This window comes from Nocardia sp. NPDC041819 (genome assembly GCF_055590505.1).
In genome coordinates this window covers 103,966-117,923 of sequence record NZ_JBVJAP010000012.1, presented here as the reverse complement: position 1 = coordinate 117,923, position 13,958 = coordinate 103,966, and the positions used below count along the sequence as shown (strand labels likewise).

Here is a 13,958-nt window from a genome sequence, read left to right as displayed (position 1 = left end):
GCCCTATTTCGGATCGGCGTGGTGTCGGGGAGTGGTGGTCTCTATTCCTGCGGCGAGCCGGTCGAGCAGTGCGGTCAAGGTGTCGCGGTCGGTCGCGGGCCAGTCGGCCAGGATGTCGGCCAGCCACCGGTTGCGCAGTGCGCGGTTCTCCTCGAAGACGCGAACGCCTTCCGCGGTGGCCGCCAGCACGCACGCGCGGCCGTCGACCGGGTCGGCCCGGCGCTCCACCAGGCCGTGCGCCACGAGTGATCTGCTCTGTCTGCTGATGGTCGATGCCTCGGTGTGCAGCAATTCGGCGAGCCTGCCCGCGCGCTGTGGTCCCTCGTGCACCAGGCAGAAGAGCACGGAGTAGGCGAGTCGTTCCAGGCCGTCCGGACCGGGCCTAGCGGGCAGCCACTTCGCCCGGTTGACCGCGCGCATGAACCGGACCAGTCGCTGACCGAGTTCGTCGGCGGCCGCGAGTTCGGCCGCCGTGACCCGGCGCTCGCGAGCGGTTGCGGACATGACACCACCTCGATGTTCCCCACCAGCAGATTTGATTAGCAACCACAACTAGTTGCTTTGAGCAACTATACATCCGGGTTGCCAGAGGTCTGCGCGGTGGGCCACTCGCGAGTCGCGTTGCTACCGTCGATGGCGTGTCCGAGCCGCTTGTTCGCTTCCGCGCAGCCCTGCCGTCCGATTGCCGATGGGAGCCGGTCGGCGGCGGGGAGTCCGGCGCCCCGGTTTTCCGGTCCGCCGACGGGTCCCGCTACGCCAAGTGCGTCGCCCCCGGCGAGGTCGCCGCCCTCGCGCTGGAGCGGGACAAGATCACCTGGCTCGACGGCCACGATATACCCGGCCCTCGGGTACTGGACTGGCGGCCCGATGGCGACGGCGCCTGCTTGGTCACCAGCGCCGTGCCCGGTGTGCCCGCGAACGCCGTTTCCGCGCAAGATCTCGCGCTCGCATGGGATTCCATCGCGGACACGGTGCGGCGCCTGCACGATCTACCCACCGCGGAGTGCCCGTTCGACCGTGGCCTGGCGCGGATGTTCGCGATCGCCCAGGATGTGGTGGTCCGGGGTGCGGTGCGCACCGAGTTCCTTCCCGAGGAGCAGCAGGACACTCCGCCCACCGTCCTGCTCACCAGGCTGGCCACCCGGTTGGAGCCCAGGATGACGCAGGAGTCCGCCGAAGCGGTGGTCTGCCACGGCGATCTGTGCCTGCCGAACATCATCCTCGATCCGGAAACGCACACCGTCGCCGGATTCGTCGATCTCGGCCGCCTCGGCATCGCCGATCCGTACGCCGATATCGCTCTGCTGTTGGCCAACGCTCGGGAGTCGTGGCAGGACGAGCGGCGCGCCGGAAACGCCGACCGCGTCTTCGCCGATCGCTACGGCATCGATCTGGATGCCGAGCGGCAGCGGTTCTTCCTCCATCTGGATCCGCTCACCTGGGGATAGCCCGAGTCACGTCGCGGGCTGAAGCAGTACCGCGGTGCCGTAGGCCGCCACCTCGCTCATGGTGCCCGCGATCTCGTTGCAGTCGAAGCGCATGGCGATGACCGCGTTCGCGCCGAACGACATCGCGTGCTGGCACATCCGCATGATCGCCTCGTGCCGAGATTGGTAGAGCAGCTGGGTGTACTCGGGAATCTCCCCGCCGCCCAGCGAACGGAAACCGGCGCTGAAGTTCGACCCGAAGCTGCGGCTGCGCACGGTGAGTCCGGCGACCTCGCCGAACACCCGGACGATCTCCTGGCCGGGCACGTCGTTCATGGTGGAGACCAGGATCGGGAACTGCGGTCCGGGTGGCGGTGGCGGGGGATACGGCTGGGGTGGGTGCTGGTGCGCGGGATATTGCGAGTACGGCTGCGGCGGCTGGCTCATGTGCGGGATGCTACGGGCGGCGGCGATTCCGTTGCGGCCGAGGCATGCCCGCCGGTCCGGAACCGTACCGACCGCCCGGTCCTGATCAGCCGGCATCGCGTGTTCCGCGACCGCCGCGCCGCGATTCGGGCTCTTCTGTTGAGCATTCGACCGACAGAATCCGTGGAGATATGCAATGTTGTTATTGCGCAACGGCATTGAGAGGGAACCCACGGTGGCCGAGTAGGCACCGGTAAAAGGGGGTGCGGCGAGATCATGTCGTCGAACACGTCCGAGCCCGGCGGCCGACGCGCCCGCCGAGGCCAGGTCCGGACCGGACGCGTGCCCACGTGGCCGGGAATGATCTCCGGACAGGAGCCGCCGCCCCGCAGCGACCGGCATCGGGCGTCCCGCGCTCGGCGCCGCCCTCGTCGCGGCCCACGCCGCGCTTGGCTGGTCGGCGGCGTCGGGCTGGCCGCATCGCTCGCCGCCGCCGCGCTGGTCCTGGTGTACACGGACGCGGCCTCCGCGCCACGGCAATCGGCCACGGTGGCGGACCCGGTGCTCGGCGGTGGCCCAGGCTGCGAGCCGACCCGAGGCGGACAGTTGGTGCGCGGAAACGGCACCGGCTCGACCGCGTCGGGGCCGGAGGTGATCCTGGCGTTTCAGCACGCCTACTACGTGACTCGCTCGGGAGCGGTCGCGCGATCGTTGACGGTGCCGGACGCCGCGGTGCCGCCGGTGGCCGTGATCGACGCGGGCATCGCCTCCGTGCCCACGGGAACGCAGCACTGCGTCATGATCACCCCGATGCTCGACGGACGCTACGACGTGGTCATCACGGAGCTGCGCCCCGACTCCGCCAATCGCACCTATCGCCAATTCGTCACCGTGGCCACCACCGACGGTAAGGCCACCATCATCAAGATCGCCGCACCGAACTGAGTTCGGCCGATCTTCCGTTGTGCCGTTCGCGCAGGTGGGCTTTCGCTACGATGCCACTGCCGGGGCGGTTGATCGGCGCGAAACGCATGGCATCTGCGATCGATTCCAGGGGAGGTCGTCGGTGGTGTTCGCCCGGTGGTGTGTGCTTGCCGGTACGGCCTTTTCGATGCTGCTGGCGCTGCCGGCGGCACCGTCGGCGGCGGAGCCGGAACTTCCGGTGGTGGCGTCGCCCGAGCAGGATCCTTTCTATCGGCCTTCCGCCGAGCTGGTCGCGTCGAAGCGGCCCGGTGAGATCCTCGCCGCGCGGCCTGTCACCATCGCCAATCAGCTCGACGGGGCCCTGGACGCCGAGGCCTGGCAGGTCTCCTATCGGTCCGGCAACAGCGCCGACCAGCCCATCGCCGCCGTCGCGACATTGCTGAAACCCTCTGCGGCGAACGGCAAATTGGTGTCCCTGCACGCCGCCGAGGATTCCACCGGACTGTTCTGCGCGCCGTCCTACACGGTGCGCCGGTCGGCGCAGGCCGGTCTGGTGGACGGGCAGATCGACCCGTTGCGCAGCGCCCCGGCGTTGCTGGCGCAGGGATGGACGGTCGTGGTGCCGGACCATCAAGGCCCGAATTCGGCGTTCGCCCACGGCCCGCTGGCCGCGCGGATCGCCTTGGACGGCATCCGCGCCGCGGAGCGTTTCGGTCCGCTGCACCTGCCGGGAGCGGCCACCGAGGTGGCGATGTGGGGATACTCGGGAGGGTCGATCCCCACGCTGCACGGCGCGGAACTGCGCAGCGCCTACGCGCCGGAGGTGAATCTCGTCGGCGTCGTCTCCGGCGGCACCGATGTCGATCTCGAAGTTCTGTCCCGCGAGGCGAACAAGGGGCCCGGCGCCGGTCTGGTCGCGGCCGCCATCATCGGTCTCGCGCGCGAGGAACCGGAACTGGACGCCTACCTGTGGGCGAACGCCACACCACGCGGACGGCAGCTACTGACCGCGAAAGACCGCGGTTGCGTGCTGCACCAAGCCGCGCTGGAACCATTCCTCGACATAGACAGCCTGGTGCAAGGCGGCATACTGCACACACCGGTGCTGCGCGCGGTCTTCGACCGGACCAGGATGGGCAAGTCGGTCCCCGACACCCCGGTCTTCCTCTACCACGCGACCGCCGACTGGCTCGTCCCCATCGGCCCCGCCGACGCGCTCGCCTCCAGCTACTGCCGCGATCCCGCCGCGCGAGTCACCTACATCCGCGACCACGCGAGCGAACACCTGACCCTCAACACACTCGCCGAGAACCGCGTGATCGCTTGGCTGCGCGACCGGTTCGCGGGAGTGCCGGTGCAGGACAACTGCACCGTCACCGATATGGGCTCCATCGCGCTCGGGCGATGAGGGTCTCCGAACCGCCCTACTCGAGCCCGGCGACCTTCCGGCAGCGCCAGTCCAGGTAGTTGATCAGCGTCCAGAAGTCCTTGAACGCCGGGTTCGTGGTCTGGCCGTGGTGATAGCGGTAGTAGATCTGCTGGGCGATGACGGCCAGGCGGAACAATCCGAAGACCTCGTAGAACGGCCAGTTCCCGGCCGAGCGGCCGGTGCGCGCGCAATAGTGCTCGACGATCTGCGCGCGGGTCAGCATGCCCGGCAGGTGACTCGGCTGGCGGCGGGAAGCGCGCATGACCTCGTCATCGTCCGCCTGCACCCAGTAGGCCAGCGCCCCGCCGAGATCCATCAGGGGATCGCCCAGGGTCGCCATCTCCCAGTCCAGCACGCCGACGATCGCGCCCGAGCCCGCAGGGTCCAGCACCAGATTGTCGAGCCGGAAGTCGTTGTGGATGACGGTGGTGGCGACGTCCGCGGGCTGGTTGGCGTCGAGCCAGGCCATCACCGCGGCGAAATCGCTGACATTGTCGGTGCGGGCGTCCACGAAACGCCGCGACCAGCCCGCGACCTGGCGGGCGACATAACCGGCGCCCTTGCCGATTCCGGTGAGACCGGCCGCGACCGGGTCCACTTCGTGCAATTCGATCAGGCAGTCGAAAGCCGTAGTGGACAACCGTCGCGCCTGGTCCGGGGACAGGCTGGTGCCGACGGGGAGATCGCCGCGCAGGATGGTGCCCGCCACGCGCTCCATCACGTAGAACTCGCTGCCGATCACCTCCGGATCGGCGCAGCGAGCCACCATCCGCGGCACATAGCGGTAGTGCGGGCGCAACCGCTGCTGCACCAGGAATTCGCGGCCCATATCGTGCGCCGAAGCCGCCTTGGTGCCGCCGGGCGGGCGGCGCAGGATCAAGTCGCGATCCGGGTAGCGCAGCAGATACGTCAGATTGGACGCGCCTCCGGAGAATTGGCGCACCTCGGGGGGCTCGCTCAGACCGGGCACCTGCTCGGCGAGCCAGGCGTGCATCGCGGCGACGTCGAAGGCGTCCTCCGCGCGGACGGCGGCGGCGTCCGCGGCGTTCACCGGTCGGTTCCGTACTTGCGCAGCTCCTGCCGGGCGATCACGCCGAGGTGCACCTCGTCGGGACCATCGGCGAAGCGCAGCGAACGAATGCCCGCGAATGCGCGCGCCAGCGGGAAATCGTCGGAAAGGCCCGCGCCGCCGTGCAACTGGATCGCCATGTCCAGCACCTCTTGGGTCATCCGCGGCACGACCGCCTTGATCTGGGAGACCTCGCTGCGCGCGCCGGCCAGTCCCTTGGTGTCCAGCAGCCAGGCGGTGTGCAGGACGAGCAGCCGCGCCTGGTCGATCGCGACGCGCGCGTTGGCGATCCGCTCCCGGTTCCCGCCGAGGTTGGCCAGCGGCTTTCCGAACGCCGTGCGCGACAGGGCGCGGCGGCAGGCCAGTTCGAGCGCGCGCTCGGCCAGGCCGATGGCGCGCATGCAGTGGTGGATGCGGCCGGGGCCGAGGCGGCCCTGGGCGATCTCGAATCCGCGCCCCGGCCCGGCGATCACGGCGTCCAGCGGAAGGCGCACGTCGGTGAAGGTGACCTCGCCGTGGCCGAAGGGCTCGTCCAGGTAGCCGAAGGTGCTGAGCATCCGTTCGACCCGCACGCCGGGCGTGTCCAGCGGGACCAGCACCATGGAGTGCCGCTGATACGGGTGCGCCTCCGGGTCGGTGAGGCCCATGAAGATGACGAACGCGCAGTTCGGATGGCCGATGCCGGTGCTCCACCACTTGCGGCCGTTGAGCACGATCTCCTCGCCGTCGACCACGGCGGTCGCGGCCATATTGGTCGCGTCCGAGGAGGCGACCTCGGGTTCGGTCATGCAGAACGCCGAGCGGATCGTGCCGTCCAGCAGCGGCCGCAACCACTGCTGCCGCTGCTCGGCGCTGCCGTAGTGCAGCAGGACCTCGGCATTACCGGTATCGGGCGCGTTGCAGTTGAACACCTCCGACGCCCAGCCGGAGGCCCCCATCACCTCGGCCATCGGCGCGTACTCGACGTTGCTCAGGCCCGCCCCGAGTTCCGGATCGGGGAGGAAGAGGTTCCACAGACCCGCCGCCCGCGCCTTCTGCTTCAGCTCTTCGACCACCGGCGGTACCGCCCATGGCGATTCCCGCAGGGCGGCCGCGTGCTCCTCGTCGCGCGGCTCGATCTCGTCGCGCACGAACTGCCGCACCTGGTCGGTGAGGCGGACGGCTCGGTCGGAATGCGTGAAATCCATACCCATCCTCGAGGCTCGCTGAGCATTGCTCAACTTCCGGTCGAGTTCATTGGTAGCATATTGTTGAGCATTGCTCAATAGAGGAGGGTGGATGACCGAGGTTGCCGTGCAGGCCAGCGGCCGCCGCTCGGCGGACGACCGGCGCAGACAACTGATCGGCATCGGTCTGGGCATGCTGATCGATCGCCCCTGGCACCAGATCACCATCGACGCGGTCGCGCAGCAGGCGGGCATCTCACGCGGACTGCTCTTCCACTATTTCCCGACCAAGCAGGACTACTACGCGCAGCTCGTGCACGCCGCCTCGCAGCGATTCCTGCGCGGTACCGGCCCCGACCCGGACGCGGCCGACCCGCTCGCGTCGATGATCGCCAATTTCGTCGGCTACATGCGCAGGCGCAGTGGACCGCTGGTGGGGCTGCTTCGCGCCGCCGGGCAGGATCCGGTGCTCGAGTCGATCATGGAGCGGATGCACGACGAGCTGACCGATCGGGTGTTCGCCGCGCTCGGCAGGCCCGCGCGGTCGACCGCCGAGCGCCTGGTGGTGCGATCGTGGTGGGCCATGGCCGAGGACCTCACGGTGCAGTGGTTGTCGCGCGACGACGTAGACCAGGACCGGCTGGACCGGCTGCTGTTCGACACGTTGACCCGGGTGCTCGACTCGGTGGACGCCGAAAGCTGAGCGGTTCGCCCGCCCTGGGAATTGCCCTGCGAAACTCATCCGCGATTCGGGGAGTGCACCGAAAATGTCCGCGGCCATAGGGCCGGTGCGGAGATCGGCCGGTCCGGTGCCGCCGAGGGGCGAATCTCGGCGGCACCGGCGTATCCGAACGCGCTGCGGGAGCGCACGCGCCGCCGCGAAGGGAAAGCGCGCCACTCCAGCATAGAGTGATCAATGGTCTGGTGCGCGGTGGCGAAGAAGTGCCCGCGACCCGCGGGAAATCACCTCATGCCGCGTGTGTCGTCCGCGGCGCGCCGAATAGTTGGGTGAGATGGCAAATGAACAGTTTCGCCAGTAGCGGTGGATCGACTATGAATGAAACGTGCCGTTGCCATACGTGATCACTTGTCTGCCATCGACTCTCCCGTGCGGGGAGCGCTGATGGTCATCGAACATCCCATCGAGGACGAGGTTACACAGCTGGCGAGGCGGGTCGAGAAGGCCCGCGGACGGCTCGCCTACCAGTTCGATCCGGCGCTGACCGAGGCGCTGTCGGAGGACGAACTGTATGCCGAACGTGAGCTCGCCGAACGGATTCGCACCCAGGAGCGCGGACAGCGCTGGAAAGAGGCGCAGGCTGCCGCCGCGGCATCCGACCGCGCCAGGCAGACCACCGAAGCGATCGAGAAGGCCGACATGCGAGACCTCCTGCTCGCCCGCAAGGCGATTGCCGCGCAACGACGCGAATCCAGTCCGCACGCGAAGCTGGCCTCGCTCTACCGGCATCGGTCGTGGTCGCTGCGCGCGCTGGCCGGTGTCGTCGCGGCGGGCATGCTGTGGTCGGCGGTCAACGTCCAGCACAACATCGCTCCCGGTGGCGCGACCGATCCGCTGTACTGGTTCAGCTACCTGCTCGAAGGCATGATCAGCGTCTGCCTGATCATCATCATGATCGGCACCAACAAGGTCGCCGAATGGGGCGTGGTGGACAACCGCCGCCAGGTCGCGACCGCCGAAATGGCCCTGCTGGCCTTGACCGTCAGCCTCAACACCTACCCCTACCTGCGCGCCGGCGCCTGGTACGACGCCGCCGTGCACGCCATCGCGCCGGTGATGATCGGTGTCGCGCTGCTCATCCACGACGCGGCCAGCGCCCGCTACGGCCTCGCCATCGCCAGGGCCACCGAGCAGGTCCGCGACCTGCCCGACCCGGCCGAGCAGATCCGGCTCACGCTGCCCCGATACCGGATGCCGGTGGCGCCGGAGGCTCCGGGCATCCCGCATGAGCACGTGATCCCCGAACCGCAGCCCGTCGTGGCGGCGGCCCCGGTGGAGGTCGTCGAGCCGGAGGCGGTGGAGGCCGTCGAAACCAACGGCGCGCAGGTGGAATTCGAAGAGCAGCCCGAGGTCGTGGTGCAGGTCGAGAAGAAGCGGCCGCCGGTCGAGACGCCGCGTAAGCCGGTGCTGCCCGAGTCCATCGAAGACCTCGACGCGATGGAAGTCTTCCAAACGCGTCCGACGAAGCCGGTGAAGGTCGAGGACGCCGAGGTCACGATCGCCGCCAACGGCCACGCGCCCTCGACCAACGGCAAGAAGCTCGTCGCGAGCGAGCCTGTCGCGTCCGCACCGGCTCCGGCGGCCAAGTCCGAGGATCTGCCGGCCACGCGGGTGCCCGTGGAAGAGCCCGCCGCGGCGAAGGTGGTCGTCCGGCAGCCGTCTGCGGCCAAGCCGAACACCACGGTCTCCGAGGCGGAGGTCCCGACGGCCGAACTCCCGGCGGTCACCCGGCGTCCGTCGGCCGAGGTGAAGAGCGACGGTCCGGCGCCGGAGCCCAAGAACGGCAAGGACACTGCGAAGCCCGACATCGCGCAGCCGCCGACGGCCCGCACCCCGGACATCTACGACACCGGTTCGTTCCGCGTCGCCGACATCCTGGAGCAGGAACTCGCCGAGTTGCAGGCCGAACGCCGCCGCGCTCGCGCGGCGAGCAGGCAGCGTTCCGCTTCGACAGCGGGCCGCGAGTCCTAGCGAGCTCTCTTCGACGATGCCCGCCCGCGCCCTGCGCGTGGGCGGGCATCGGCGTCTTCGGAGCACTACTCGGGATCGGGTCGCCGCTGTGGTCAGGAGGCCGCTCACGGCGTCGGCGGACCGTGGCTCGGCTGCTGAGAGCGGATCTGCCGAGGGCAGCGAGGGAGCGGTTCGGCGCCCCGTGTCCGGCACCGTGGAGCCATGGCTCACGATGACAAGACCCCGATGTTCAGCTGGCGGGCGCGCGAACAACTGCTCAGCCGCCGCATAGTCGTGCTCGACGGTGCGCTCGACGACGACAACGGGACGCTGCTGATGACCCAGCTGCTCACACTCGCCGCCGAGGACCCGGACGCGGGCATCTCGCTGTGGATCCATTCGCCGGGCGGATCGGTTCCCTCGATGCTCGCCATCCGCGACGTGATGCGGCTGGTGCCGTGTGAAGTCTCCACGCTCGCGCTCGGATTGGCCTGCAGCGCGGGGCAGTTCCTGCTGTCGTCGGGGAGCAAGGGCAGGCGTTTCGCCCTGCCGCACGCCCGGGTGCTGATGCACCAGGGATCGGCGGGCATCGGCGGCAGCGCCGTCGACGTCGAGGTCCAGGCCGACGATCTGCGCTACACCGTCGACACGGTGCTCGGCATCATCGCCGAGGACACCGGCCAGCCGTTCGACCGGATCTACGAGGATTCGCTGCACGACCGCTGGTTCACCGCCACGCAAGCCAAGGAGTACGGCTTCATCGACCACATCGTCGACTCGTTCGGGCAGATCGTCCCGCAACGCCAGCGAATCGGGATCTCGGCATGAGCGGTCAGGCCCGGAGGCGGCAGCGCAGCGTGACCACGCAGGGCCCCGCTCGTGCCGGAAGTGGACACCGCATGAGCGGTCAGGCCCGGAGGCGGCAGCGCAGCGTGACCACGCAGGGCCCCGCTCGTGCCGGAAGTGGATACCGCATGAGCGGTCAGGCCCGGAGGAGGCAGCGCAGCGTGACCACGCAGGGCCCCGCTCGTGCCGGAAGGGACACAGTATGAGCACTTACACCATTCCGAATGTGATCGCGCAGCACCCGCGCGGCGGCGAGCGGATCACCGACATCTACTCCCACCTGCTCGCCGAGCGCATCGTCTACCTCGGTACGCCCATCGATTCGGGCGTGGCCAACGCGCTCATCGCGCAGCTGCTGCACCTGGAATCGGAGAGCCCTGAGCAGGAGATCAACCTCTACATCAACTGCGAGGGCGGGGATCTGCCCTCCATGCTCGCGGTGTACGACACCATGCAGCACATCCACTCACCTGTGCAGACCACCTGCGTCGGTCAGGCGATCGCGGTCGGTGCGGTGTTGCTGGCGGGCGGTGAGCCCGGCCGCCGCGCCATGCTCCCGCACGCCAGGGCGGTCCTGCACCAACCCGCCGCGCGCGGGCAGGGAACGATCCCCGATCTGATCCTGCAGGCCGACGAGCTGGTGCGGATGCGGGCGGAGATCGAGTCGATCCTGTCGAGGCACACCGGGCAGACAGTGGAGCGGCTCCGGCGCGACACCGACCGGGACCGGGTCTTCACCGCCTCGGCCGCGGTGGAATACGGCCTCGTCGACCAGGTCTTGGGGCGGCGGGACTAGGCCGCCAGGGCCATGAGCGTGGGCCCCGCGCCGGAACGCGGCGCCGACCGCTGCAAGAAGGCGATCCGGCGCCGGGCGCGAAGATCGTCCGCCACCTGGCCGATGAGGTCACCCAGCGTGGTGCCGAGAGATCCGGCCAGGGCGGCGATCATCTCGCTCGACGGCTCCTTGCGGCCCCGCTCCACCTCGGACAGGTACTGCGGGGAAATGCCTGCCCGCCGGGCGGTTTCGACCAGTGTCTCGCTGCGGTCCTGCCGCAGGGTGCGCAACTGTTCGCCGAGCACCTCGCGCCACAGGGGTTCCGGCGGCGTCGGCGGAACCTGCGGCCGGTCGTCGCGTCCACCGGGAATCGAGTGAAGTCTCGGGTGCTCGCTCATGAGCAGAGCGTACGGTCCCGGCGCGTGGGTCTGCCCGGCATTACGCTCTGGGCGGACGAGTGCGGCGATATGGGCGGATTCGGCGTGGTCGCCGTCGTAATCCGAGCGGAGGCGAGCATGATGGGAAACCATGCCCGAGAATTCGAAGGTCTCCGATCTCAAGCCGCGCAGCCGCGACGTCACCGACGGCCTGGAGAAGACCGCCGCCCGAGGGATGCTGCGCGCGGTCGGCATGGGCGACGACGACTGGGAGAAGCCGCAGATCGGCGTGGCCTCCTCGTGGAACGAGATCACTCCCTGCAATCTGTCCCTGGACCGGCTCGCCCGAGGCTGTAAGGACGGCGTCTTCTCCGGCGGCGGCTTCCCCATGCAGTTCGGCACCATCTCGGTCTCCGACGGCATCTCCATGGGTCACGAGGGAATGCATTTCTCCTTGGTTTCGCGTGAGGTGATCGCCGACAGCGTCGAGACGGTGATGCAGGCCGAGCGGCTCGACGGTTCGGTGCTGCTGGCCGGTTGCGACAAATCGCTGCCCGGGATGCTGATGGCCGCGGCCCGGTTGAACCTGGCGAGCGTGTTCCTGTACGCGGGGTCGATCCTGCCCGGCATCGCCAAGCTCTCCGACGGCAGCGAGCGCGAGGTGACGATCATCGACGCGTTCGAAGCGGTCGGCGCCTGCGCCCGCGGGCTGATGAGCCGCGAGGACGTCGCCGCCATCGAACGGGCGATCTGCCCCGGCGAGGGCGCCTGCGGCGGCATGTACACCGCCAACACCATGGCCAGCGCGGCCGAAGCGCTGGGCATGTCGCTGCCCGGCAGCGCGGCGCCGCCCGCGACCGACCGTCGCCGCGACGGTTACGCCCGCCGCAGCGGCGAGGCCGTGATCGAGTTGATCCGGCAGGGCATCACCCCCTCCGACATTCTCACCAAACCCGCCTTCGAGAACGCGATCGCGGTCGTCATGGCGTTCGGCGGCTCCACCAACGCGGTGCTACACCTGCTGGCCATCGCGCACGAGGCGAACGTCGATCTGTCGCTGGACGATTTCGCGCGCGTCGGCCGCCGCGTGCCGCACCTCGCCGACGTCAAACCCTTCGGTAAGCACGTGATGACCGACGTGGACCGGATCGGCGGCGTGCCGGTCATGATGAAGGCTTTGCTCGATGCCGGGTTGCTGCACGGCGACTGCCTGACCGTGACGGGAAAGACGGTGGCGGAGAACCTGGCCCACATCGCCCCGCCGGATCCCGACGGCAAGGTGATCCGGGCGATGGCGTCGCCGATCCATCCGACCGGTGGCATCACCATCCTGTCCGGTTCGCTCGCGCCGGATGGCGCCGTCGTCAAGTCGGCGGGCTTCGACTCCGACGTATTCACCGGCACGGCCCGCGTTTTCGACCGGGAACGAGCAGCGATGGACGCCCTCGAGGACGGCACGATCGCGGCGGGTGACGTGGTCGTCATCCGGTACGAGGGCCCGAAAGGCGGTCCGGGGATGCGTGAGATGCTGGCCATCACCGCCGCCATCAAAGGCGCGGGACTGGGTAAGGACGTCCTGCTGCTCACCGACGGACGCTTCTCCGGCGGCACCACCGGCCTGTGTGTCGGGCACGTCGCGCCGGAAGCCGTGGACGGCGGCCCGATCGCCTTCGTGCGCCACGGCGACCCGATCCGCCTCGACGTCGCGGCGGGCACCCTCGACCTGCTGGTCGACGCCGACGAACTCGCCCGCCGCCGCGAAGGCTGGAAACCCCTGCCGCCTCGCTACACCCGCGGCGTCCTGGCCAAGTACACCAAGCTGGTGGGCTCGGCCTCGATCGGGGCCGTCTGCGACTGAGCGCCTTCCTGGACGATCGTCCGGCCGATCGCTACGTGGCTGCGCCCTGCCTCGGGTCCGCGTCCTGCGCGGGCTCGATGATCAACGAATCCGATGCCCCGCTGACGGTCGTCATCGATTCGGCGTCCGTCCCGGTTCGTAGAGCAGATCGGATCACAGTTTCATGTCCTGACCGACGACGGTCTCAGTAGCCCGCGCGGAGCGAGATCCCTGCCGCGCGGGGCTACCGAGGCCGTACTACTCGCCTGCCGCCGCTCGGGCGACCAGGGCGGCGACGACGTCAGGCGTGGACACCGATACCGCGTGTGAGGCCGCCACCTCGACAGCCTCGGCTCCCGCCCGCTGGGCCATGAATCGCTGCGCTTCCACCGGAATGTTCTTGTCCTCGCCGGTGATCAGCGCGAACGACCGGATACCCCGCCAGGCGGTGGCGGTCGCGGGCTGTTGCAAAGCGTCCAAGGCCACCGGCCGCTGGGTCGCGGCCATCAGTTCGGCGGTGGCGGCGGGCACGTCGGCGGCGAACTGCTGGTGGAATTCCTCTTGCCGGATGTAGAGCTCGGTACCGGTGCCCCCGTCGGGAAGCGGGTAGGAGGCGGGCCGGGTGGTCGGGCCGAGCGTCGATCCGGGGAACTTGTCCGTCAACTGCAACGCGCTCTCGCCCTCGTCGGGGATGAACGCGGCGATGTAGACGAGCGCTTCGACATTCGACTTCCCAGCGGCGGCGACCGTGATGACGCTCCCGCCGTAGGAATGGCCGACCAGAACGCACGGCCCTTCCACGGAGTCGAGAACCGAGGCCACATAGGCGGCGTCGCTGTCGAGGCCGCGCAGTGGGTTGGCGGCCGCGATGACGGAATGCCCTTGGGCGCGCAGTCGTTCGACAACCCCGTTCCAACTGGAGGAGTCGGCGAACGCACCGTGGACCAGCACGATGGTCGGCGCGGAAGTATCGGTGCTCACGAGTGTGGTTCC

The 13,958-nt window shown here is 69.2% G+C and carries 14 protein-coding genes; 8 read left to right on the top strand and 6 right to left on the bottom strand.

The annotated features are described in order from the left end of the window. Nucleotides 1-3: 3 nt before the first annotated feature. Nucleotides 4-504, bottom strand: coding sequence for a MarR family winged helix-turn-helix transcriptional regulator (locus tag ACZ6DL_RS28320; protein WP_466055625.1), 501 nt, complete (start codon nt 502-504; stop codon nt 4-6). A 134-nt stretch (nt 505-638) separates the two neighbouring features. On the opposite strand from ACZ6DL_RS28320, the gene ACZ6DL_RS28315 reads away from it, so the two are divergent. Next, complete coding sequence (locus tag ACZ6DL_RS28315; protein WP_466055623.1) at nt 639-1,448, top strand: APH(3'') family aminoglycoside O-phosphotransferase; 810 nt, start codon at nt 639-641, stop codon at nt 1,446-1,448. A 6-nt stretch (nt 1,449-1,454) separates the two neighbouring features. Here ACZ6DL_RS28315 and ACZ6DL_RS28310 read toward each other — a convergent pair whose 3' ends face one another. Then, nucleotides 1,455-1,778, bottom strand: a complete 324-nt coding sequence (locus ACZ6DL_RS28310) for a YbjQ family protein (RefSeq protein WP_217999093.1) — start codon at nt 1,776-1,778, stop codon at nt 1,455-1,457. 435 nt (nt 1,779-2,213) lie between these two features. Between ACZ6DL_RS28310 and ACZ6DL_RS28305 the strand changes: the two genes are divergently transcribed. Both ACZ6DL_RS28305 and ACZ6DL_RS28300 read left to right on the top strand, forming a co-directional pair. After that, nucleotides 2,214-2,798, top strand: coding sequence for a DUF8176 domain-containing protein (locus ACZ6DL_RS28305; RefSeq protein WP_466055621.1), 585 nt, complete (start codon nt 2,214-2,216; stop codon nt 2,796-2,798). Nucleotides 2,799-2,964: 166 nt separating this feature from the next. Further along, nucleotides 2,965-4,185, top strand: a complete 1,221-nt coding sequence (locus ACZ6DL_RS28300) for a lipase family protein (protein ID WP_466055619.1) — start codon at nt 2,965-2,967, stop codon at nt 4,183-4,185. A gap of 16 nt (nt 4,186-4,201) precedes the next feature. Here the strand turns inward: ACZ6DL_RS28300 and ACZ6DL_RS28295 are convergent, their stop codons facing one another. Then, a complete protein-coding gene (locus ACZ6DL_RS28295; RefSeq protein WP_466055791.1) occupies nt 4,202-5,200 on the bottom strand; it encodes a phosphotransferase family protein in 999 nt (332 codons plus the stop codon). A 53-nt stretch (nt 5,201-5,253) separates the two neighbouring features. Continuing rightward, a complete protein-coding gene (locus tag ACZ6DL_RS28290) occupies nt 5,254-6,462 on the bottom strand; it encodes an acyl-CoA dehydrogenase family protein (RefSeq protein ID WP_466055617.1) in 1,209 nt (402 codons plus the stop codon). A 91-nt stretch (nt 6,463-6,553) separates the two neighbouring features. On the opposite strand from ACZ6DL_RS28290, the gene ACZ6DL_RS28285 reads away from it, so the two are divergent. The 4 genes from ACZ6DL_RS28285 (at nt 6,554) to ACZ6DL_RS28270 (ending at nt 10,772) form a co-directional block, all read left to right on the top strand. Beyond that, nucleotides 6,554-7,144 carry a TetR/AcrR family transcriptional regulator gene (locus ACZ6DL_RS28285; RefSeq protein ID WP_466055615.1) on the top strand — a complete coding sequence of 197 codons (591 nt, stop codon included), beginning with the start codon at nt 6,554-6,556 and terminating at the stop codon, nt 7,142-7,144. Between the two features lie 420 nt (nt 7,145-7,564). After that, nucleotides 7,565-9,151, top strand: coding sequence for a hypothetical protein (locus ACZ6DL_RS28280; protein WP_466055614.1), 1,587 nt, complete (start codon nt 7,565-7,567; stop codon nt 9,149-9,151). A gap of 201 nt (nt 9,152-9,352) precedes the next feature. Continuing rightward, on the top strand, nt 9,353-9,958 hold the full coding sequence (locus tag ACZ6DL_RS28275) for a ClpP family protease (protein ID WP_466055612.1): 606 nt from the start codon (nt 9,353-9,355) through the stop codon (nt 9,956-9,958). Nucleotides 9,959-10,178: 220 nt separating this feature from the next. Then, the gene (locus tag ACZ6DL_RS28270; protein WP_466055610.1) at nt 10,179-10,772 is read left to right on the top strand and encodes a ClpP family protease; all 594 of its coding nucleotides are present in this window, start codon (nt 10,179-10,181) and stop codon (nt 10,770-10,772) included. On the opposite strand, the gene ACZ6DL_RS28265 is transcribed toward ACZ6DL_RS28270, so the two are convergent. After that, entirely contained in the window at nt 10,769-11,149 is a 381-nt protein-coding gene (locus ACZ6DL_RS28265) for a helix-turn-helix domain-containing protein (protein WP_393236781.1), read from the bottom strand. The two genes, ACZ6DL_RS28270 and ACZ6DL_RS28265, sit on opposite strands and share 4 nt — an antisense overlap. A gap of 130 nt (nt 11,150-11,279) precedes the next feature. Between ACZ6DL_RS28265 and ilvD the strand changes: the two genes are divergently transcribed. Continuing rightward, on the top strand, nt 11,280-12,986 hold the full coding sequence (ilvD, locus tag ACZ6DL_RS28260) for a dihydroxy-acid dehydratase (RefSeq protein ID WP_466055608.1): 1,707 nt from the start codon (nt 11,280-11,282) through the stop codon (nt 12,984-12,986). Between the two features lie 237 nt (nt 12,987-13,223). On the opposite strand, the gene ACZ6DL_RS28255 is transcribed toward ilvD, so the two are convergent. Then, complete coding sequence (locus tag ACZ6DL_RS28255) at nt 13,224-13,946, bottom strand: alpha/beta hydrolase (RefSeq protein WP_466055607.1); 723 nt, start codon at nt 13,944-13,946, stop codon at nt 13,224-13,226. Between the last annotated feature and the right edge of the window lie 12 nt (nt 13,947-13,958).